Source organism: Nostoc sp. (assembly GCF_036917775.1).
Classification (GTDB): Bacteria; Cyanobacteriota; Cyanobacteriia; order Cyanobacteriales; family Nostocaceae; genus Nostoc.
The window spans coordinates 23655-42025 of sequence record NZ_JBALEQ010000136.1; the positions used below are offsets into that span (position 1 = coordinate 23655).

An 18371-nucleotide genomic window follows, 5' to 3' on the forward strand; every position below is an offset into this window, starting at 1 on the left:
AATGGACAGTTATATCGATTCCCAAGAATTGCACCACACAGCCGCAGAACATACGCACGACGAAGAAGGCAACAAGATGTTTGGCTTCATTGTCTTCCTCCTCTCAGAAAGCGTCATTTTCTTGAGTTTTTTCGCTGGATATGCCATCTACAAAACAACAACTCCTAACTGGCTACCAGCAGGTGTTTCTGGGCTAGAAGTAAAAGAACCGACAATCAACACGATAATTCTTGTCGCTAGTAGTTTTGTGATTTACTTAGCAGAACGCGCCCTACAACGCCATGACTTAGTAAAATTTCGCCTGTTTCTCTTGACAACAATGGCGATGGGTACTTACTTTTTGGTTGGGCAAGCGATTGAATGGAACGGCCTCGATTTTGGTTTCACCACAGGAGTATTTGGCGGAACGTTTTACCTGCTAACAGGTTTCCACGGTTTACACGTTTTCACCGGCATTCTGTTGCAGTCGATTATTTTGGTACGTTCTTTCATCCCTGGCAACTACGACACGGGCCACTTTGGCGTGAATGCGACTTCGCTGTTTTGGCACTTCGTCGATGTGATCTGGATTATTTTGTTTATCCTCATCTACGTTTGGCAGTAAATGAGAATGAGGGAGTAATTACTCCCTCTACTTATTTTTCTTTAGACTAATTCAATTAATGATTGCAACACATCCTTCGGCAAAGACGCGATGAATCGCGTCTCTACAAATGGTCTATTTGTCGCATTATTTTTTCAAATTGGTATTAGACTAAATAACTCGTATTTGGCACGATCGCAAAAAAGGCATACTCATACCAAGCAGTCCAAATAAAACTGCGAATCCATCGCTGACGCTTTTCGGGACTTAATTCATATTCAAAGGCCCCACGAGATACATCAATTGAAGATAGGTGAGAGTTGCAACCGCAGCCGTGTTGATAAGTAAAACCGTATTTAGAAGCAATACTTTGCACCTTCATCTGAATTGCAAACACCTTACCTGCATGGAGTATGGCATCCCAAGAACGTTTGTGTTCGATATCGCGGGGGTCAAATCTTAAGGCGCGTTCTTCAAAAACATGATCGCGGTAAATTGGTGCTAGATGCACATGATAGAAACTCGCTGGTAGTTCATAACCAAACTCGTTGAATAAATCTATCCCAATGCGAGCGACTTTTACTTCATCAGCATAAGCTGCCCCCTTTGACTCCACATCACGGAGAATTTCTGCAAAGTTTGGATAGCTGTCTTTGAGAAAGTCTTGTCCAAAAAACTCTAGGGTTTCCCATGCCAATTGTGCAAATAGCTGGGAGAATGAGGGTATCAAGTGAGCTAGTTGGGGGCGATCGCTAAATAAGTCAACGTCACCATGCTGTAATTTGTATAGGAACAACTGCGCCATCTCAACATAGCTTTGGGGATGGGAAAGTCCGACACTCGTGTTTCCTCTAGCAATCTCTTGCCATGTAGAAGGTAATTGAGAAACGTGAACCGCATTTTCTCCAGCAATGACTGCAACAGGAGGACATTCGAGAAGCTGCATCGACAATCTCCTTTAAGACTTTAATGTATAATTTACCTTAAGCAACGCCTAAGTGTATCTTCTAAACACAATTAAAAATGTTTTACAGACTGTCTTTTGACAGAATTGCAACTTTCTTCTAAAATTTGAAATCAAAATTTTCAGTAGTTCAAACAGCTTGAATTTTAAGCACCAGCTATTTTTTTATATAGCTTCTCACTTTTGACTATCTCTTCATAGTGCTGTTCATAAGATGTGAATCTGATAGATTCTTGTTTTCCTAAACCCAAAATTCCAAAGGTGCAGAGGCTATTATAAAATAGTTGGTGTACCCGCTTTTGAAGTGCCTGATTGAAATAGATGAGGACATTACGACAAAGAATAACATTAAATTCATTAAAAGAACTGTCAGTTGCTAAATTATGCTGGGCAAACACAACATTTTCTCTGAGAGATGAGCGAAAAATAGCATTGTCATAAGCTGCGGTATAATATTCTGAAAACGACTTCTTGCCGCCTGCTTTCAGGTAAAGATGAGTATATTCCTGCATCAGTTTGAGGGAAAAAATACCACTTCTAGCATTTTGTAATACCTTTTCATTAGTATCAGTTGCATATATCCGGCAACGGTGATAAAGTCCTTCTTCTTGTAGTAGAATTGCCATTGAGTAGACTTCTTCACCCGTAGAACATCCAGCGTGCCAGATGCGAATAAACGGATAGGTTTGCAAGAAAGGGACAACTTGATTTCTGAAGGTATTATAAAAGCTCGGATCTCGAAACATTGATGTTACATTCACCGTCAAAGTAAGCAAAAATCTTTCTAAATAAGCACGGTTGTGGAGTAAACGCTCTTGCAAAGCAGAAATATTAGCTAGCCCCTCTAATTGCATAAAGCTCTGAATGCGACGCTTGAGTGAGGAAAGAGCATAATCGCGGAAGTCATAGCCGTAATACTGATATACCCCTTCCAAGAGAAGATGTATTTCGATATCCTCCAAGGTAGGTTTGGGCAAAGTCATAGTACGAATTAGCATATATGCTGAACCAACTATTTAAATATGCTGGCAATACAAAGAGTTAAGATGCTTGGAGTTAATCAAACAACTGTTTTCCAAAACGCCTTATGGATCAAAAATTATTCACATTCTAGGCTGCTAGAGTTTTTAGAACTCAAGTGTATCTTACGCCTAAAATAGCTTGCTGGATATATTAAATTTGATAACGGTGCTAATTATGGGTTTCAGTTTAACTTAATTGCTGTCGCTGCTAAAACAGCGATCGCTATTATTGAAATCCCAGCTAGCCATCTAACCTGAGAACGCAGATTTTTAATTTCTTGGCTAAGATTTTCTGTCGGTGGTAAGGGATATGGTTGAAGTTCTGCAACTTCAACAGCTACTTCTTGAGGTATGTTTTGAGTACTTTTAAAAGTTACCTGGGTGTGTAGCCAATTAGTAATCAGTTGCGGACAGTTTTTCTTAAACCAATTGAAAGCCAAAGTTCTAAAAACTGGTTTGGACATTCGGGCAATTAATTTCATTACCCTGTTTAAAGGCTTCATACGAAGCTTTTGGTTGATTAGATTGACTGAACCAACATCATATAGACAATCCAGAATTAGTTTGACAGTGGCTTCTTCACTATTAATTAAGTTTTGCAGCAAAAGGAGAACGTCGTGCATCCGCTCTGCTTCAATAACCTTTTCTGCCAATGTTTCTGGAGTGTTTACTGAAGGATTTACGGTTGTATTTAGGGCGTTTTGTCTTACTATCGTCATATTGGTAACATAGCAGCCATAATAAAGTCAGTACACCTATCTACCGAGAGAAAGATTTTTTATCTAGAGAGAGAATGTAAGAGCTAAAAGTTGTTTGTGAGATATATCACTATATCGTCTCTGGAAAAAAGCTATTTGTCTAGTTCCTATGAATCTTTTATCGACTTCTTTTTATAATAAACCGCAGAGACACAGAGAACGCAGAGCAGGAGAGGGAAAAAGGAGAGAATCTCAGCCTAAAAATGGGAATATCTATCAAGCTTGCTATGACAAATCAGATTGCTTCGCTTGACGCTGCTTTTTTTGCTAAATGACGCTTTCCAGAATAGTTTGTATCAGCAAGAAGATAAATTTATTAACTTAGCACTTAATTTTATAATTGAAATTATTTCTGAAAATGACAATTCGGCAAAATTCAAAGCCAAGATGGGAGAAGATATTAATAATGGTATTTAAATAGTAGGATGGTTGATTGTAAAAATCAGCAAACCTTAGCTTGCTATCAAAATATTTTAATTAATCAATATCCAGCTAAAGCGATATTAATTGGTGAAAATTTTGTACTTATTTTCACCACTATTTTAATAAAATATGAGAAACACGAGGAAACCTTAGACCAATTAAATATGAATATTTTTCAAATTTAAAATTGTTTAAAAATACTATAAATTATGTAGTTATTCTACTTTTAGATAGATAATATTTAAATCTATATTACCTCGCCAGATAGATAAGAATATGCTGTTAATTTATTAAATTAATTCAAGGGTATGCTATTTAGCTATTTATAGGAGTTAATTTAATAATGCCAGAAAGTTCTGGATTAGGAGAGCAGGCGCTAAATAAAGCCGCAGAGATAGGCTTATCTAGCCAATTAGATGAAGCCGAAAACTTAGATGTCAATATAAAAACAGACCCGTTGAAACTAGTTCAGGGACAGGTAGATTCAGTCAGGGTTGAAGGCGAAGGTTTAGTTATGCAAAAAGACCTCCGTATGGAGGAATTAAAAATGCAAATGACTGACGTTTCCATAAACCCTCTGAGTGTGGCTTTTGGCAAAATCGAACTTACCCAACCTACTGAAGCTAATGCCCAGGTTGTGTTAACCGAAGCTGATATCAATCGCGCTTTTAACTCAGAATATGTGCGATCGCAGCTACAAAGTCAAAAAATCCATGTTAACGGGCAATTGACGACTATTGAACCACAAAATGTAGAGTTTCGACTACCTGGCGATGGAAAAATAGCACTAAATGCCAGTATAAAATTAGTAGAAACAGGTGAAAACCACCAAGTTGCTTTTTCTGCAATCCCTCAGATCAGCCCTAATGGAAAAACAGTTTCTCTAGAAAATGTTGAGTATGGCGAAAGTGAAGAAATATCGCCAGAATTGACAAAAGCTTTGATAGATGAAACTAGTGAGATTTTGAATTTGAGTAATTTTGATTTAGAGGGAATAAATCTACAAGTTAGGCAACTAAAAGCAGAAGTAGGCAAGCTAACCCTACAAGCTGAAGCTTATATTGAACAAATCCCTGCTGCTTAAACTAATTAATTGAGGATATTAAATAATGGAAAGTACAGACACAACGCAAACAAGTTCAACACCTTTCCCAAATATTCCACCAGTTATTGAAAGTAACGACAGTGAGTACCTTGATACTGGCGTACCTAGCACAGTTGCGATCGCAGGACATCCCCTACATCCTCTGAGTGTGATCTTCCCCATCGCCTTTTTAGCTGCCGCTTTAGGAAGTGACATCGGCTACTGGTTAACTGGTGATTTCTTTTGGGCTAGGGCTTCGCTATGGTTAATCGGACTCGGATTAGCTGGAGGTTTACTTGCAGCTGCGATCGGTCTAAGCGATTTTATGAAAATTGAACGAGTTCGCAAGCGCACCGCCGGTTGGGTGCATTTGATACTTAACGTTGCGATCCTAGTTTTATCACTCGTCAACTTCCTTCTACGTTGGGGCGACGCTGAATCCCGAATCGTACCCTGGGGACTGTTAATCTCACTCGTTGTTGGTACACTCACCAGCGCTTCCGGCTGGTTCGGTGCTGAACTCTCCTATCGCCACAAAATCGGCGTAGTGGGTGCTGGTAGCAGAAGATATCCATAACAAGGCTTACGCAAACAATAGCCGAAAAAAAGATTTTCAGGTAGGGGCAATTCATGAATTGCCTTTACAACCTGTAGTTTTGCGTAAATATTATTAATAAAATACAAAATTAGGAATTCTTAAGAAAGAGCAGTGTAGAGGCTAAAATTTTCCTTAGTATTTAGCCTTCATAAAATGCTCAGATATCGTAATCAAACAATATTTATTATTATTTCTATGCTCATCGTTGTACCGATGGGTCTTTTGTCTAAGTTTTACAGTGGGCCTGGTCATGAGTGGTTTAATGACTACGGAGGAGATATACTTTATGAAATATTTTGGTGTCTATTTGCTTTTTGGTTGTTTAGAAGTCGGGCGGCCATAATCCAAATTCCTATATGGGTTTTTCTCATCACCTGTATACTAGAATTCTTGCAACTTTGGCATCCGCCACTATTAAATGAAATTCGTGCCACCTTGATAGGTAAATTATTACTTGGTACTACTTTTGTATGGTGGGATTTTCCTCATTACGCATTGGGTTGTATTGTAGGTTGGTTATGGCTGCGACAATTATATAAAATGGATTATGCAAAAAAAAGTCAAAGTTAAACCTAATTCAAAACAGCAAAAAATTGAAGAACAACCTGATGGTAGTCTGACTGTATATTTAAAATCGCCTCCAGTTGATGGTAAGGCTAATGAAGAGTTAATTAAACTCCTAGCAAAAAAATTTGATGTAGCCAAATCTGATATCACAATCAAGTCGGGTTTATCCTCTCGGCAAAAGATAATAGGAATTGATACAGATACCTAGTTGACAGTGAGTAATGTCTTCTTGAAAAACTTTACTTATTTGCCAAGATAACCCCTAAGAGAAGCAATAAATGAGAGATACGATTTTGTAAAATCAACTTTTTATACTTCTTTAATGCTGATATATCTTGGTTGAGCTTTGACTCTTTCTATCCAAGCTTGAATAGCAGAAAATGGTGTTAAATCGAACCCACCTTCGTCAGCTACATGAGTGTAAGCAAACAAGGCAATATCAGCAATGGTGTAACGCTCTCCTACAAAAAAAGTGTTGGAGGTTAAATGTTTTTCCATCAAGCTAAGTGCTGCATAACCTGGTTCGCGTTTTTCCTTGATAGCTTCACTATATTCTTCAGTTTTACCTAAAATAGAAATCCAAAATCTTGATGTAGCAATGAAAGGTTCATGGCTATATTGTTCAAAAAATAACCATTGCAGCACTTGCGCTCGTAAAAAGCGGTCATAAGGCAAAAATTCTGTCCCTTCACTCAGATATACCAATATGGCATTTGATTCTGCTAAGTATTGCCCTGGCTGAATTTCTAGAATAGGTATCTTTCCGTTAGGATTTCTACTTAAAAATTCTGGTGTTCGAGTCTCACCTTTCAAAATATTAAGCTCTACCCTTTCAAAAGGCATACCTAGTTGTGTGAATAAAAGACGTATCTTATAACCATTACCGGAAGGTAAAAAATCGTACAAACGCAGTAGTTCCATGCTAAAATGCAGTTATCAATATGTTGATAAGTGGAGGTTTAAAATACAATATTTTACCAAAATATTTTCCCAAAACCGGATAATTTATCTTAAAATTTAGCTTTTGAGTAATAAATAAAATTATCTGAAAAAATAAAAAACATATTATTGATTTCTACATTGAAATATTTAATTTAGTTAGTGGTTGGGAATAAAAGTATGTGTGGAAGATTTACTCTAAACCAGTCAGCAGAAACTTTAGCCCAAGTTTTCCATGTCGAACCAGTTCTAGATTTAGCAGCCGATTTTAATATCGCACCTACCCAAATGGTAGCAACTGTATTACAAAACCCCGAAAGCAAAAAGCGTGAATTTCAGCAGTTGCATTGGGGATTAATTCCCTCATGGGCAAAAGATGCAGGAATAGGAGCAAAGCTGATTAATGCTAGGGCAGAAACTGTTGCCGAAAAACCGTCTTTTCGTTCGGCTTTTAAACATCGTCGCTGTTTAGTGTTAGCCGATGGCTTTTATGAGTGGCAACGTCAACAAGGTAAAAGTAAAAAGCAGCCGTTTTATTTTCGTCTTGAAGATGGGCAACCTTTCGGCTTTGCCGGTTTATGGGAGAAATGGCGATTGCCTGCGAACGAAGAAATAATCTCTTGTACAATTTTGACAACAGCAGCAAACGAATTACTTCAACCTATCCACGACCGGATGCCAGTGATTCTAGAGCCAAAAGATTACGATTTATGGCTAGATTCTCAAGTCCAAACGCCGCAAACCCTACAGCAAGTATTGCGTCCTTATCCAGCGCCAGCAATGATTGCGTATCCCGTTAGCACCTTGGTAAACAACTCTCGGCATAACAGCCCAGAGTGCATCATCCCATTCAGTGAGGAGAACGCCCCCATAAATCAGTTAAATTAACTATTGAGCGTGCCAAGGGATTGGGAGATGAGGGAGATGAAGGAGCAGGGAGCAGGGAGCAGGGGGACAAGGGGGAATTATTGAACAAACAAGTCTCCCCCCTCTTCCTTGTCTCTTCTTAATGCCCAATGCCCATACCCAATGCCCCATACCTAGTAATACCCAGAGACAAATATGCCAAGAACACAAAAAAACGATAATTTTGTTGACAAATCTTTTACAGTGATGGCAGATATCATCTTGAAGATCCTGCCGACTAACAAAAAAGCTAAAGAAGCGTTTGTTTATTATCGAGATGGCATGTCGGCCCAAGCAGAAGGGGAATATGCTGAAGCATTGGAGTACTATGAAGAAGCTTTAACACTAGAGGAAGATACCAACGATCGCGGTTATATTCTCTACAACATGGGGCTAATCTATGCTAGCAACGGCGACCACAACAAAGCTTTAGAACTGTATCACCAGGCAATTGAGTTAAACCCACGGATGCCGCAAGCCTTAAACAATATCGCCGTGATTTATCACTACCAAGGCGAAAAGGAAAAAGAAGCTGGAGATAACGAGGCTGGCGAAGCACTTTTTGACCAAGCCGCAGACTATTGGATTCGAGCTATTCGCATGGCTCCCAATAACTACATCGAAGCCCAAAACTGGTTGAAAACCACCGGGCGATCGCAGATTGACGTATTCTTTTAGTCATTAGTCATTAGTTCTTTGTCACTTGCTAAGGACTAATGACCAATGACAAATGACAAATGACAAATGACCAATGACCAATGACCAATGACAAATAACAATTTATGATTGACCAAGAACAAGTTCATAAAGTCGCTAATCTGGCTCGTTTAGAGTTGACTCCAGAAGAAGAGGAACAATTTACTAGCCAATTGGGAAGTATTCTGGATTATATTCAACAGTTAGATGAGCTAGATGTCAGTAATGTGCCCCCAACAACACGGGCGATTGATGTTAGCAATATCACACGAGAGGATGAATTGCAACCCTATGCTAATCGTGAAAGTATTCTTAACAGTGCGCCTGAACAAGAAGGCGAATTTTTCAAAGTTCCAAAAATTCTTAACAGCAATGAGTAAGTAAGAAGACTGTTGAACAGAGAAAATAATTGCAAAAAAATCTAGATTAGTTATTTTATATCTGGGTAATCAAGAGACAATTAAACCATCCTGGACATAAATAATTTGTTTTGTTTGATCTGCAATATTTTGTTCGTAATACTATTACAATAGTCATTCACTGCTCATTCAATTCTGATAGCAAATTCATCACTTCTTGGGATATTTTGCTATCTAATGCACCTGTCAGCTCGTCTTTTATAACTTAAAAGTAGGCTTATTGACCTTCAGAAAGTTGATTTGGGTAGTTTAAAGATTTGTTCTGTTGCGGTGATCTCAGCCTTATCAGTACTTTTTCTGTGCGATCGCGGCATTCTTGCTTAGGACTATTATTATAAACTATCGGCAACATAATATATTCTATTGCCGTTGAGCGATGTAAGAAATTAAATACCCATAATAGCTACATCTCCGTCTTTGATAGATAAATTAATACCTTTAAGTATAGGAATATTAACTTTCACTAAATAATATTTTTTCTCATAAATTCGAGATAAATTTCGAGTAGTTAGCTATGGCTACAATGTTGTTAGTTGACCTCAAATCCAGGCTAAATTAAGTATTTATACCCAAATATTTTCAGTAAATATTTAAGGTGTTTTTGTAAAATAAATATATAATTCATTTTGAAGTCCGGTCTCTGGGTTATAACAGAAGCCGATATTAGGATACACTGGCTTTTGAATACATCGAAAGTTCAGCAGCGACTTTGTTTTTTACTGCTGGTGACTTATTGCCAGTATCCTATCACCTTTTGCTGTATGAAACTTACTTCAAGCTACGGGAAGTCTCCCTCAAGAAGGTTTCTTAGCATCCAAAACGACTCTCACTCTTTTAAGGCTATAGCCTTAGAATATTTACAAGCTTTGCTTACGAATTAGCTGTCTTTAGATAAAAGTACCGCATTTGCTGTCTAAGCTGACATTACACCCGTTTATATGCGGATTTATGTAGCTTAATAACAAATTAGCGGATTCATTAATATTAAGCCTGTTTTACTATTTAGTTCCTTATCCTGATTTATTAGACAGCTAGAGTGTTCATTTCACTTTGTTCAATAGCTTTTAGCCCTTATCGCTCCCATGCTGACTCATCACCGCAAACCCGTGTGCTTATCACTTGTTTCCACTGACCTACCAATCTGGTCTGTTGTCGAAACTGCTGCGACATTGTATCAAAAAGATACTGATAGATTCCATTTGCTGCTAACTGCACCGCCTCTAATAAGCTGCGAAGTCGAGAGTGTCGTAAGTCCAGAGGATACGCTTCCCCAAAGTAAGAGCAAAGCTTACGCTCCTAACAGTCCTAGAATTTTGTGGCTGGAGATTTCCCCTTATCGAGTCATTATGACTATGCAAGGTAACGCTCAAGTGAGTTACCGTCACTTTTGGGAACAGGGCGTTTATGGTATTAGTCGCTATTGGTTGCCAACTGAGTCGTTGCAACCTAACGACCCTATTCGGTTACGAAATTTTACTAGTAGCCTAACTCTCAACGGACATCCTTTACCAGAGCATTTGCGTCTGGAATACGAATTGTGGGCAGAAAAAGTCCAGTTAGGATGCTACATACTTAATTTGGAAATTAAACACTGATATTTAAGGGGATTGGGTACAGATTATTCTCTATCACCTGTCACCTTTCCCCTAACATCAATACTGATAGCAATCCTATCTTAGAACAGTGGCATGGTTGCGTTGCGTAAGAGATTGGCTGCAACCAGAAAAGTGCTAAAGCCACCACAAATGATGATGATATTAAGCCTGTATTAAAACATCTTTAGCACTAACGTTACTCAGCACTCAGCACTGTTTTGGTGAGAGATTGAATCAAATAACTGTTTTCTTTAGCTGAAGCATTAAAAACTTTCGACTAATCATCACCAGGCAAGATGCCCCACAGTCAGAGGCGCTTTGTTGTTCAAAGAACGGATACCTTTTAATCAAGCGTCCCAACCAATGCCCAACTTTTACCTTTGGGCTAGGAAAGTGGCCGTTGTTTCCTTTGCTTTTGTTTTGGCTCAATGCTGAGAATTGGGGAAGGTGGTGTCCCCTCTGGGGATAAGGGGTAATAGGGATTGAGTCTTTCCTAATCGCAAATCTCCACTCTCCAGAACAGCTTGAGACTCTTATTTAGTATATTTAGACACTTCTAGAAAGTATGCTTACCCTTAAGTCCTTTCAAATTAAATAATTTCTTTCTCTATCTGGAAATGACTGAGGACAAATTGTAGTAACCAGTAGAAACTAAATCAGGAACTAAAACCTCTGGAGTCCCCAGAGGTTTTTTCTTTAAACTATGCTCCTCTGCTGACACTTCTATGAGGAGTGATATTCGACAACAAGCTGCTGTGTGTAAGCATTCGACAATTCGATACAAGCAAAAATTGTCGCAATGAATTAGTAGAGTAAACTAAATTTAGATATAAGCTACTGGGAGTGGAGATGATGTTGTTGGAATTAAAGCGCATTCATGTTCCACCAGGACAAAGAGTGTTACTGCGAGATGTAACCTGGCAGGAATTGGAAACAATTTTAGAGGACTTAGGGGAACACCGTGTAGCACGAATTGCTTATGACAGGGGAATACTGGAGATTATGGCACCACTGCCAGAACATGAATATGATAAAGAAATTATTGGCGATTTAGTCAAAGCGCTTCTGGAAGAGCTAAATACTGAGTTCATCAGTCTTGGTTCTACAACTTTCAAAAACCAAGTAATGGCTCAGGGTATAGAACCTGACCAGTGTTTCTATATAAAAAATGAATCTAAGATTCGTGGAAAGAAGCGTCTAGATTTAACAGTAGACCCCCCTCCAGATTTAGCTATAGAAGTTGATATTACTTCTCGCACTCATCCTAATATTTATGAAGCTTTAAAAGTACCTGAGCTTTGGCGTTTTAATAAAAGAAAGCTCCAAATTAATGTTTTACAAAATGGACATTATGTAGAATCTCAGCAAAGCCTAAATTTTCCTCAATTTAAACTAGGTGAAGTGATTAATCAATATCTTGAGCTAACTATAACCGAAGGCAGAAATGCAACATTCAAAGCTTTTCGTCTTTGGGTACAAAAACAGATAGAACAGGGATAATTCGTAATGGGCTACGCCCCGCTACGCTAACGTAATTCGTAATTAAGAATTAATTTTGGGTAATGAGCCGTCTAATTTCAGTTCTATTTTGGTAGGGAACCAGGATGAATAGCGGCAAAGCCGCTTATCCTGTCTCCCGTACATAGTCTCAGGTTATCAAATCCAGATTACTTAGTTTAGTAATGATTGAGGTTAATACCGGCTTCTTTCGCCATTGCTTCTAACCCTTTAACTTCTAGGGTTTTAATTGCTTTGGTGGAAAGCTTTAATTTTACCCAGCGATTTCCGCCTGCCCACCAAACACGCTTGCTTTGCAGATTGGCGTGCTGAAGGCGTTTTGTGCGACGGTGGGAGTGGGAAACAGCAAAGGCATTATTTGCCTTCTTACCAGTTAGTTCACAGCGACGAGACATAGCAAGTATCTCCAGATTGTTATTTTAATACAGCCTTTCCATTCTATGTCTTAGACAACAGAAGTGGGGAGCAGGGGAGACAAGGAGACAAGGGGACAAGGGGACAAGGGGACAAGGTGACATAAGTTAGAACAATAAGTTTTTCCCCTTGTCCCCAAGTCCTCTTTCCCATACCCAATGCCCAATGTCCAACTCAGCACTACTTACTAGCTTGTTCCGTCAGCTTGGTGAGTACCTCATTCGATCGCTCGACGAAAGATTTCATTCCTTCAGCGTCAAATCCTTTCTGAGACATCAGCGCTAAATCGTAGACGTGTTGGCAAATCAAGTTCACTAACTGATCTGTAGACGATTGACCGTCACCTTGGATAATACTTCCTTGGTTCAGATTTGCCAGATTTTGAATTAGCGGGTGAGCAGTATTCACCAGCAAAATGTGATCTTCGGGAAACTCTGCTGTTCCCTGCTGCATCATGGCGTTCATTTCTCGCAGGCGGCGAAGAATCTCTGGTAAAAGAACGATCGCAGGTGGTGTACCTTGAGGATCATCTGATTTCAACGCTTCGGTACGGATATTGAGTTTAGGTTTGTTGAGCGATTTCTCAAATAACTCTTTAATCGTCTCACTGCGGGTTTTGTTCGTCTTAGGATCGACAATTTCCTTATCTTTATCTTGTTCCAGCAGAGTATTATCTAAATCTGAGTCTACCCGCGTAAACTTGACATCCTGATATTCCCGCTCTAGGAAGTTGATAAAGTGGGTGTCAATGAAGGAGTCCATAAACAGGACTTCCAAACCTTGATTTTTGTGAAGTTCTATGTATGTAGCTTGGGTTGTTTCATCGGTGCTGTAGAAGACTCGGTTTTCGTTGCGTTCTTTGTTGCGTTCTAGATACTCTTTCAGTGTGGTGTAAGGAGCGGTGGGTGTTGATTTATCAGCACTGGGTGAAGGAGTCACATCTTGCCAAGCATCGCCGTCTGAAGACTGGACTTCAACCACTGGAGTTTCAGCAGCAACTTTTTCTGTCAGCTTGGCGGTGGTGCGGAAGACGATGATATCTTCGATTTGCTTTTTGAATTTATCGTCGTTGAGAACGCCGAATTTTACAAAGGTTCCGAGGTCTTTCCAAGCACTGATGTATTGTTCACGATTATCGCGGAAAAGTTCTTTGAGGCGATCGCCTACTTTTTTGGCAATGTAGTCACCAATTCGCTTCACGGTGCGATCGCCTTGCAAGGCACTACGTGATACGTTCAGGGGAATATCGGTGCTATCAATCACACCCCGCATCGGCATCAAAAATTGCGGGATAATTTCTTCGCAGTTGTCACTGACAAAAACTTGATTGCAAAATAGCTTAATCTGCCCTTTGGTAACATCTACATCGGGCCTCATTTTGGGGAAATACAGAATCCCGTTGATGATAAAGGGATAGTCTGTATTTAAATGCACCCACAACAGAGGTTCTTCCTGAAAAGGATACAGATAGCGATAAAATTCTAAATACTCTTCTTGACTCAGATTACTCGGAGACTCTCGCCACGGTGCTTTTTGCTTATTTACTACCTCACCGTCAAGTTTTATTGGTACTGGCAAGAAATCGCAGTAAGTCTTGACAAGATTCTTAATCCGTGCAGACTCTAGAAATTCCTCCTCTTCTCCTTCCAGGCTGAGGGTAATAGTAGTACCGCGAGTTGTGCGGGACGAATCTTCTAGGGTGAAAGCTGGAGAACCATCGCAAGTCCAGTGAACCGCCTGCGCTCCTTCTTGATAGGATAGGGTATCAATTTCTACCTTTTGCGCCACCATGAAAGAAGAGTAGAAACCAAGACCGAAGTGCCCAATTATGGGTTGATCTGATTTGCCTTCATACTTATGAATAAATTCTTCAGCGCTAGAGAAGGCAACCTGATTGATATATTTCTTAACTTCATCTGCGGTCATCCCGATACCGTTATCGGAAATGGATAGGGTTTTGTTATCTTTGTCAATGGCGATTTCAATTTCCGGTTCGCCGATATCTCCAGCGTAATCGCCGGCGCGGGATACCATTTTCAGCTTTTGAATAGCGTCTACAGCGTTGGATACGAGTTCCCGCAAGAAAATTTGGTGATCTGAGTAAAGAGACTTCTTAATGATGGGGAAAATATTATCAGTATGAATACTGATAGTGCCTTGTTCTAGCATAATTGGTAATTTTTCGATGTTAGTATCTGAAATGATGATAGTGGCTTATACAGCCTAGCCCTCTGCTTTCCAGGATAAACCCGGAGAATACAGAAGGACATGATACCAATTAGGATTTTAAAAGCATAGCTTAGGCGATCGCACCTTTTTTAAGCATTGTTTGCCCCCATTTATGATTCGGATTTCCCTACTTCCTAGTACAGACGCGATTAATCGCGTCTCTGCTTAATCTCCATTATTATGAGCATGATTGCTATATTTTTTACCTATGGTTAATAGTTCTGACTTACTCGCAAAACTCTACAATGCCTTTAACCCCTTTGAACCCTTACCCGCAGGCGATCCAAAATATGTAGATTGTCAGGATGTGCGCGGAGATGCGGATATTGAGCAAGAGTTGGGAAATCGGATGCGATTGGCAGATACAAATACTTGTCAATTGTATTCTGGCCATCGGGGTGCGGGGAAGTCTACAGAATTACTTAGGTTAAAAAAATATTTAGAAAATCGGGAATTTTATGTTGTGTATTTTGCGGCTGATGAAGAAGATATCGATTCTGAAGATGCCCAATATACAGATATTCTCCTCGCCTGTACCCGCCGTTTGCTCAAAGATTTAAAAGAAATTGCTAGTCCTCGTCCTATACTCGACTGGTTGAAAGGTCGTTGGGAAGATTTAAAAGATTTGGCGCTGACTCCCAAAGAGTTTGAGAGTATGGCAGTGGAAGTGCAGCTTGCCCAATTCGCCAAATTGACCGCAAATTTAAGAGCTGTTCCTGAATTACGCCAGAAAATTCGCCAAAAAATTGATCCTCACACCGTCACTTTAATTGAAGTGTTAAATGAGTTTCTGGTGGATGCAAAACAGCACTTACCTAATGGCTACAATAAACTGGCGGTAATTGTCGATAACTTAGACCGAATGGTGTTAGTCAAAGACGGAGAACGCACCAACTATGAGGAAGTTTTTTTAGATCGTAGCGAACAACTCCAAGCTTTAGATTGCCATTTGATTTATACTGTTCCTATTTCAATGGTCTATTCTACAAGGGCAACAGACCTTAGAGATATCTACGGCGACCCCCAAATTTTGCCGATGATTATGGTACAAACTTTCGAGGGAGACATTTATCAGCCAGGACTCAAGAAGGTTAAAGAATTAATTAACAAGCGAGTCCGGCAAATTGCACCAGAACTATCACTAGAAACGGAAATTTTTGACAGTCCCCAAACCTTAAACAGACTTTGTTTGATGAGTGGAGGTCATGTGAGAAATTTGCTATTGTTAACTCAAGATGCGATTGGACGCACTGAAGAGTTACCTGTTTCAGAAAAGGCGGTGCGACGAGCAATCACTCAAGCCAGAGATACTTATCGCCGCGCTGTGGAAAATCATCAATGGTGTTTGTTAGCGGAAGTGTCTTGTTCTAAGCGCATTATTAATGATGATTTGTATCGCAGTTTGATGTATAACCGTTGTCTTTTAGAATACCGCTATATGGATGATGATGGAGAAATGCAGCGTTGGTATGATATTCATCCATTGATTCAAGGAATTCCAGAGTTTAAAGAAGCTGTAGCGAAACTTTCATGAACCCAAATTTAAGCGATTGGGATGATGATTTACCCCCAGAACCAGAAGAAGCTTATCAAGACTTGCTTCGCGCACTGAGGCGTAAATTAGGATTTGGTTTGTTTTTTGTTCAATGTACACCTGTGGAAGCAGATAATTTTATTGTCAAACTTCCCCAGGAAATTCCGCAGAAGAAGATTGCAGTTTTGCGTTTGGTTGAGGCGATTGATAATTTATATCAACCAGTAGCAGAGTTTGTTAAAGACAAGCAAATTGATATTTTATTAATTAAAGGTCTAGACTATTCTTTATACAAGTATGAAAAAAGAAGTTTTGGCGAAATTACTGAAGGTCAATTTAGCAATTTGACCAGTGTTCCACATATTTTAAATCATTTAAACCAACAGCGAGAACGCTTTAGAGATGACTTTACCATTAGTTTTGTTTTTCTTTTGCGTTCATTTTCGATAAACTATTTTATTCACCGCGCCCCAGATTTTTTTGATTGGCGTTCTGGGGTGTTTGAATTACCGACAACACCAGAAGTAGTAGAACAGGAATCAAATCGTCTGCTGTTAGAAGCGGACTACAAGGAATATTTGAAGCTCAGTCCTGAACAGAAAATTGATAAAGTTCTCGAAATTCAAGACTTATTGGCAGAAAAACATCAGCCTGAGATTCGTAAAGCAAGTTTACTACTTGAGCTAGGAGATTTACTAACCACTGCTAAAGAATATGAAGCAGCGATCACATTCTATGACCAAGCACTAAAATTTCAACTAGATAACCATCAAGCTTGGGATAGGCGAGGTGTTGGACTGGGTAGTTTAGAACGCTACGAGGAAGAAATAGCATCTTACGACAAAGCGATAGAAATTAAACCAGATTATCACGAAGCTTGGTTTCACCGAGGTATCGCACTTAAGGACTTAGGTAAATGGAAAGAAGCTCTTGCTAGCTGGGAAAAAGCGATAGAAATTAAACCAAATGACGACTCAACCTTGAACTGGCAAGGAAATGTTTTAAATAAACTAGGTCAATCTGAACAAGCAATAATCTGTTATGACCAAGCCATTGCCCTTAATTCCAACCATCCTCATGCTTGGTATAACAAGGGTAATGTGCTATGCAAATTAGGACGTAATGAAGAAGCGATCGCATCCTATGACCAAGCACTGAAAATTAAATCTGATGACTACGAAGCTTGGAACCGTAAAGGTAATGCCCTATTTAATTTAGGACGTTATGAAGAAGCGATCGCATCCTGTGACCAAGCACTGGAATTTAAACCTGATTATCATCAGGGGTGGCATAATCGTGGCAATCTATTGTACAAGCAAGAACGTTATGAAGAGGCGTTAGCTAGCTACAAAAAAGCTCAAAAATTTGACCCGAAATGCCAAAGTGGATGGAATGAATTGGGTAGTTTACTATTAAAGCTACAACGCTATGAAGAAGCGATCACATCTTACGACCAAGCACTAAAAATTAAACCTGATTGTCACTATGCTTGGTATTATAAGGGGGCTGCATTAATTAAACTAGGTCGCTGGAAAGAAGGAAATAAAAGTATTAACAAGGCTATTGAAATCAATCCATATTTTGTGAAAGATATATTTAATACTCAGGGTAAACAAATTCTCACTAATTTACTGCAAAAATTGGGATTGCAAAAGTTAGTTCAAATTACGACAACTTTCTTGAGAATAATTATATTTAGGCACTGATGGATTGACCTTAGTATTAAAGTTTATGGTTCAGATGATTTTAGCTAATCTTAATGTAGCGATCACCTTCACAATTCCATTAAAAATACTAACTGAAATTAAACGCGCTCGTTCCTAAATTGTCATTATGAAAATTATAACTAGTAGTTATGGAAAATGAATTGACTACTCTGACTTATGAAATTGAACTAAAAACAGGGGAGAGATTGAATATCCCAGAATCAATACTAGAAAGTATAACTACAGGACGCTGGATAATCACCATCCAACAAAAAGCGGAAGAATCCGCAAGCACCCGCAGCCATGACGCTTTTTTTAACGGCTACGCACCAGAAGATGAAGGACTTTATGATAATTGTCCAAGCCGATAAAAGAAGTATGGGATTTGTATATTAAGCCTCAATTTTAAGCAGCTT

Annotated in this window: 19 protein-coding genes; 13 read left to right on the plus strand and 6 right to left on the minus strand. The window is 39.2% G+C overall.

All coding sequences use genetic code 11. The features are described from left to right. The first annotated feature begins 1 nt into the window (after position 1). Complete coding sequence (locus V7K69_RS27550) at positions 2-604, plus strand: cytochrome c oxidase subunit 3 (protein WP_152589421.1); 603 nt, start codon at positions 2-4, stop codon at positions 602-604. A 145-nt stretch (positions 605-749) separates the two neighbouring features. Here the strand turns inward: V7K69_RS27550 and V7K69_RS27555 are convergent, their stop codons facing one another. From V7K69_RS27555 to V7K69_RS27565, 3 genes are all read right to left on the minus strand, one after another. Next, positions 750-1529, minus strand: a complete 780-nt coding sequence (locus tag V7K69_RS27555; RefSeq protein ID WP_335040364.1) for a hypothetical protein — start codon at positions 1527-1529, stop codon at positions 750-752. A 164-nt stretch (positions 1530-1693) separates the two neighbouring features. Continuing rightward, positions 1694-2530, minus strand: a complete 837-nt coding sequence (locus tag V7K69_RS27560; RefSeq protein ID WP_335040478.1) for a CheR family methyltransferase — start codon at positions 2528-2530, stop codon at positions 1694-1696. Positions 2531-2751: 221 nt separating this feature from the next. Next, positions 2752-3288: a hypothetical protein gene (locus V7K69_RS27565; RefSeq protein WP_335040366.1), complete on the minus strand. Its 537-nt coding sequence runs from the start codon at positions 3286-3288 to the stop codon at positions 2752-2754. Between the two features lie 805 nt (positions 3289-4093). Here V7K69_RS27565 and V7K69_RS27570 point away from each other — a divergent pair. The 4 genes from V7K69_RS27570 (at position 4094) to V7K69_RS27585 (ending at position 6207) form a co-directional block, all read left to right on the plus strand. Further along, positions 4094-4834 (plus strand): LmeA family phospholipid-binding protein, encoded by a 741-nt coding sequence (locus V7K69_RS27570; protein WP_335040369.1) that lies wholly within the window; start codon positions 4094-4096, stop codon positions 4832-4834. 25 nt (positions 4835-4859) lie between these two features. Continuing rightward, positions 4860-5411, plus strand: a complete 552-nt coding sequence (locus V7K69_RS27575; protein WP_335040372.1) for a DUF2231 domain-containing protein — start codon at positions 4860-4862, stop codon at positions 5409-5411. A gap of 174 nt (positions 5412-5585) precedes the next feature. Beyond that, positions 5586-6002: a ribosomal maturation YjgA family protein gene (locus tag V7K69_RS27580; RefSeq protein WP_335040375.1), complete on the plus strand. Its 417-nt coding sequence runs from the start codon at positions 5586-5588 to the stop codon at positions 6000-6002. Next, entirely contained in the window at positions 5980-6207 is a 228-nt protein-coding gene (locus V7K69_RS27585) for a DUF167 domain-containing protein (protein ID WP_335040377.1), read from the plus strand. The genes V7K69_RS27580 and V7K69_RS27585 overlap by 23 nt, the downstream gene beginning before the upstream one ends. A 101-nt stretch (positions 6208-6308) precedes the next feature. Here the strand turns inward: V7K69_RS27585 and V7K69_RS27590 are convergent, their stop codons facing one another. Further along, the gene (locus V7K69_RS27590; protein WP_335040380.1) at positions 6309-6920 is read right to left on the minus strand and encodes a glutathione S-transferase family protein; all 612 of its coding nucleotides are present in this window, start codon (positions 6918-6920) and stop codon (positions 6309-6311) included. 198 nt (positions 6921-7118) lie between these two features. Between V7K69_RS27590 and V7K69_RS27595 the strand changes: the two genes are divergently transcribed. The 5 genes from V7K69_RS27595 to V7K69_RS27620 all read left to right on the plus strand — a co-directional run bounded on the left by V7K69_RS27595 (position 7119) and on the right by V7K69_RS27620 (position 12054). Beyond that, positions 7119-7826 carry an SOS response-associated peptidase gene (locus V7K69_RS27595; protein WP_335040382.1) on the plus strand — a complete coding sequence of 236 codons (708 nt, stop codon included), beginning with the start codon at positions 7119-7121 and terminating at the stop codon, positions 7824-7826. 174 nt (positions 7827-8000) lie between these two features. After that, the gene (locus tag V7K69_RS27600; RefSeq protein WP_229488418.1) at positions 8001-8522 is read left to right on the plus strand and encodes a photosystem I assembly protein Ycf3; all 522 of its coding nucleotides are present in this window, start codon (positions 8001-8003) and stop codon (positions 8520-8522) included. Between the two features lie 104 nt (positions 8523-8626). After that, on the plus strand, positions 8627-8920 hold the full coding sequence (gene gatC, locus V7K69_RS27605) for an Asp-tRNA(Asn)/Glu-tRNA(Gln) amidotransferase subunit GatC (protein ID WP_335040384.1): 294 nt from the start codon (positions 8627-8629) through the stop codon (positions 8918-8920). A gap of 1121 nt (positions 8921-10041) precedes the next feature. Beyond that, positions 10042-10554: a hypothetical protein gene (locus tag V7K69_RS27615; RefSeq protein ID WP_335040386.1), complete on the plus strand. Its 513-nt coding sequence runs from the start codon at positions 10042-10044 to the stop codon at positions 10552-10554. Between the two features lie 852 nt (positions 10555-11406). Further along, positions 11407-12054 (plus strand): Uma2 family endonuclease, encoded by a 648-nt coding sequence (locus V7K69_RS27620; RefSeq protein WP_335040480.1) that lies wholly within the window; start codon positions 11407-11409, stop codon positions 12052-12054. Positions 12055-12230: 176 nt separating this feature from the next. On the opposite strand, the gene rpmB is transcribed toward V7K69_RS27620, so the two are convergent. Together rpmB and htpG are read right to left on the minus strand one after the other, a co-directional pair. After that, positions 12231-12467, minus strand: a complete 237-nt coding sequence (gene rpmB / locus V7K69_RS27625; RefSeq protein WP_114082227.1) for a 50S ribosomal protein L28 — start codon at positions 12465-12467, stop codon at positions 12231-12233. A 199-nt stretch (positions 12468-12666) separates the two neighbouring features. Next, on the minus strand, positions 12667-14655 hold the full coding sequence (gene htpG, locus V7K69_RS27630) for a molecular chaperone HtpG (protein WP_335040388.1): 1989 nt from the start codon (positions 14653-14655) through the stop codon (positions 12667-12669). Positions 14656-14923: 268 nt separating this feature from the next. On the opposite strand from htpG, the gene V7K69_RS27635 reads away from it, so the two are divergent. The 3 genes from V7K69_RS27635 (at position 14924) to V7K69_RS27645 (ending at position 18326) form a co-directional block, all read left to right on the plus strand. Continuing rightward, positions 14924-16249 carry an ATP-binding protein gene (locus V7K69_RS27635; RefSeq protein ID WP_335040391.1) on the plus strand — a complete coding sequence of 442 codons (1326 nt, stop codon included), beginning with the start codon at positions 14924-14926 and terminating at the stop codon, positions 16247-16249. Further along, positions 16246-17955, plus strand: coding sequence for a tetratricopeptide repeat protein (locus V7K69_RS27640; RefSeq protein WP_335040393.1), 1710 nt, complete (start codon positions 16246-16248; stop codon positions 17953-17955). Before V7K69_RS27635 ends, V7K69_RS27640 begins: the two co-directional genes overlap by 4 nt. A 149-nt stretch (positions 17956-18104) precedes the next feature. Next, positions 18105-18326 carry a hypothetical protein gene (locus V7K69_RS27645; protein ID WP_335040395.1) on the plus strand — a complete coding sequence of 74 codons (222 nt, stop codon included), beginning with the start codon at positions 18105-18107 and terminating at the stop codon, positions 18324-18326. Positions 18327-18371 lie beyond the last annotated feature (45 nt).

What these genes read in the sequence shown, in the direction of transcription:
- V7K69_RS27560 (WP_335040478.1), bottom strand. Translation starts at nt 2,530, where the DNA reads ATGACTTTGCCCAAACCTACCTTGGAGGATATCGAAATACATCTTCTC.
- V7K69_RS27555 (WP_335040364.1), bottom strand. Translation starts at nt 1,529, where the DNA reads ATGCAGCTTCTCGAATGTCCTCCTGTTGCAGTCATTGCTGGAGAAAAT.
- V7K69_RS27620 (WP_335040480.1), top strand. Translation starts at nt 11,407, where the DNA reads ATGTTGTTGGAATTAAAGCGCATTCATGTTCCACCAGGACAAAGAGTG.
- V7K69_RS27575 (WP_335040372.1), top strand. Translation starts at nt 4,860, where the DNA reads ATGGAAAGTACAGACACAACGCAAACAAGTTCAACACCTTTCCCAAAT.
- V7K69_RS27600 (WP_229488418.1), top strand. Translation starts at nt 8,001, where the DNA reads ATGCCAAGAACACAAAAAAACGATAATTTTGTTGACAAATCTTTTACA.
- V7K69_RS27570 (WP_335040369.1), top strand. Translation starts at nt 4,094, where the DNA reads ATGCCAGAAAGTTCTGGATTAGGAGAGCAGGCGCTAAATAAAGCCGCA.
- V7K69_RS27645 (WP_335040395.1), top strand. Translation starts at nt 18,105, where the DNA reads ATGGAAAATGAATTGACTACTCTGACTTATGAAATTGAACTAAAAACA.
- V7K69_RS27595 (WP_335040382.1), top strand. Translation starts at nt 7,119, where the DNA reads ATGTGTGGAAGATTTACTCTAAACCAGTCAGCAGAAACTTTAGCCCAA.
- V7K69_RS27590 (WP_335040380.1), bottom strand. Translation starts at nt 6,920, where the DNA reads ATGGAACTACTGCGTTTGTACGATTTTTTACCTTCCGGTAATGGTTAT.
- gatC (WP_335040384.1), top strand. Translation starts at nt 8,627, where the DNA reads ATGATTGACCAAGAACAAGTTCATAAAGTCGCTAATCTGGCTCGTTTA.
- V7K69_RS27635 (WP_335040391.1), top strand. Translation starts at nt 14,924, where the DNA reads ATGGTTAATAGTTCTGACTTACTCGCAAAACTCTACAATGCCTTTAAC.
- V7K69_RS27580 (WP_335040375.1), top strand. Translation starts at nt 5,586, where the DNA reads ATGCTCAGATATCGTAATCAAACAATATTTATTATTATTTCTATGCTC.
- V7K69_RS27550 (WP_152589421.1), top strand. Translation starts at nt 2, where the DNA reads ATGGACAGTTATATCGATTCCCAAGAATTGCACCACACAGCCGCAGAA.
- htpG (WP_335040388.1), bottom strand. Translation starts at nt 14,655, where the DNA reads ATGCTAGAACAAGGCACTATCAGTATTCATACTGATAATATTTTCCCC.
- V7K69_RS27565 (WP_335040366.1), bottom strand. Translation starts at nt 3,288, where the DNA reads ATGACGATAGTAAGACAAAACGCCCTAAATACAACCGTAAATCCTTCA.
- rpmB (WP_114082227.1), bottom strand. Translation starts at nt 12,467, where the DNA reads ATGTCTCGTCGCTGTGAACTAACTGGTAAGAAGGCAAATAATGCCTTT.
- V7K69_RS27615 (WP_335040386.1), top strand. Translation starts at nt 10,042, where the DNA reads ATGCTGACTCATCACCGCAAACCCGTGTGCTTATCACTTGTTTCCACT.
- V7K69_RS27640 (WP_335040393.1), top strand. Translation starts at nt 16,246, where the DNA reads ATGAACCCAAATTTAAGCGATTGGGATGATGATTTACCCCCAGAACCA.
- V7K69_RS27585 (WP_335040377.1), top strand. Translation starts at nt 5,980, where the DNA reads ATGCAAAAAAAAGTCAAAGTTAAACCTAATTCAAAACAGCAAAAAATT.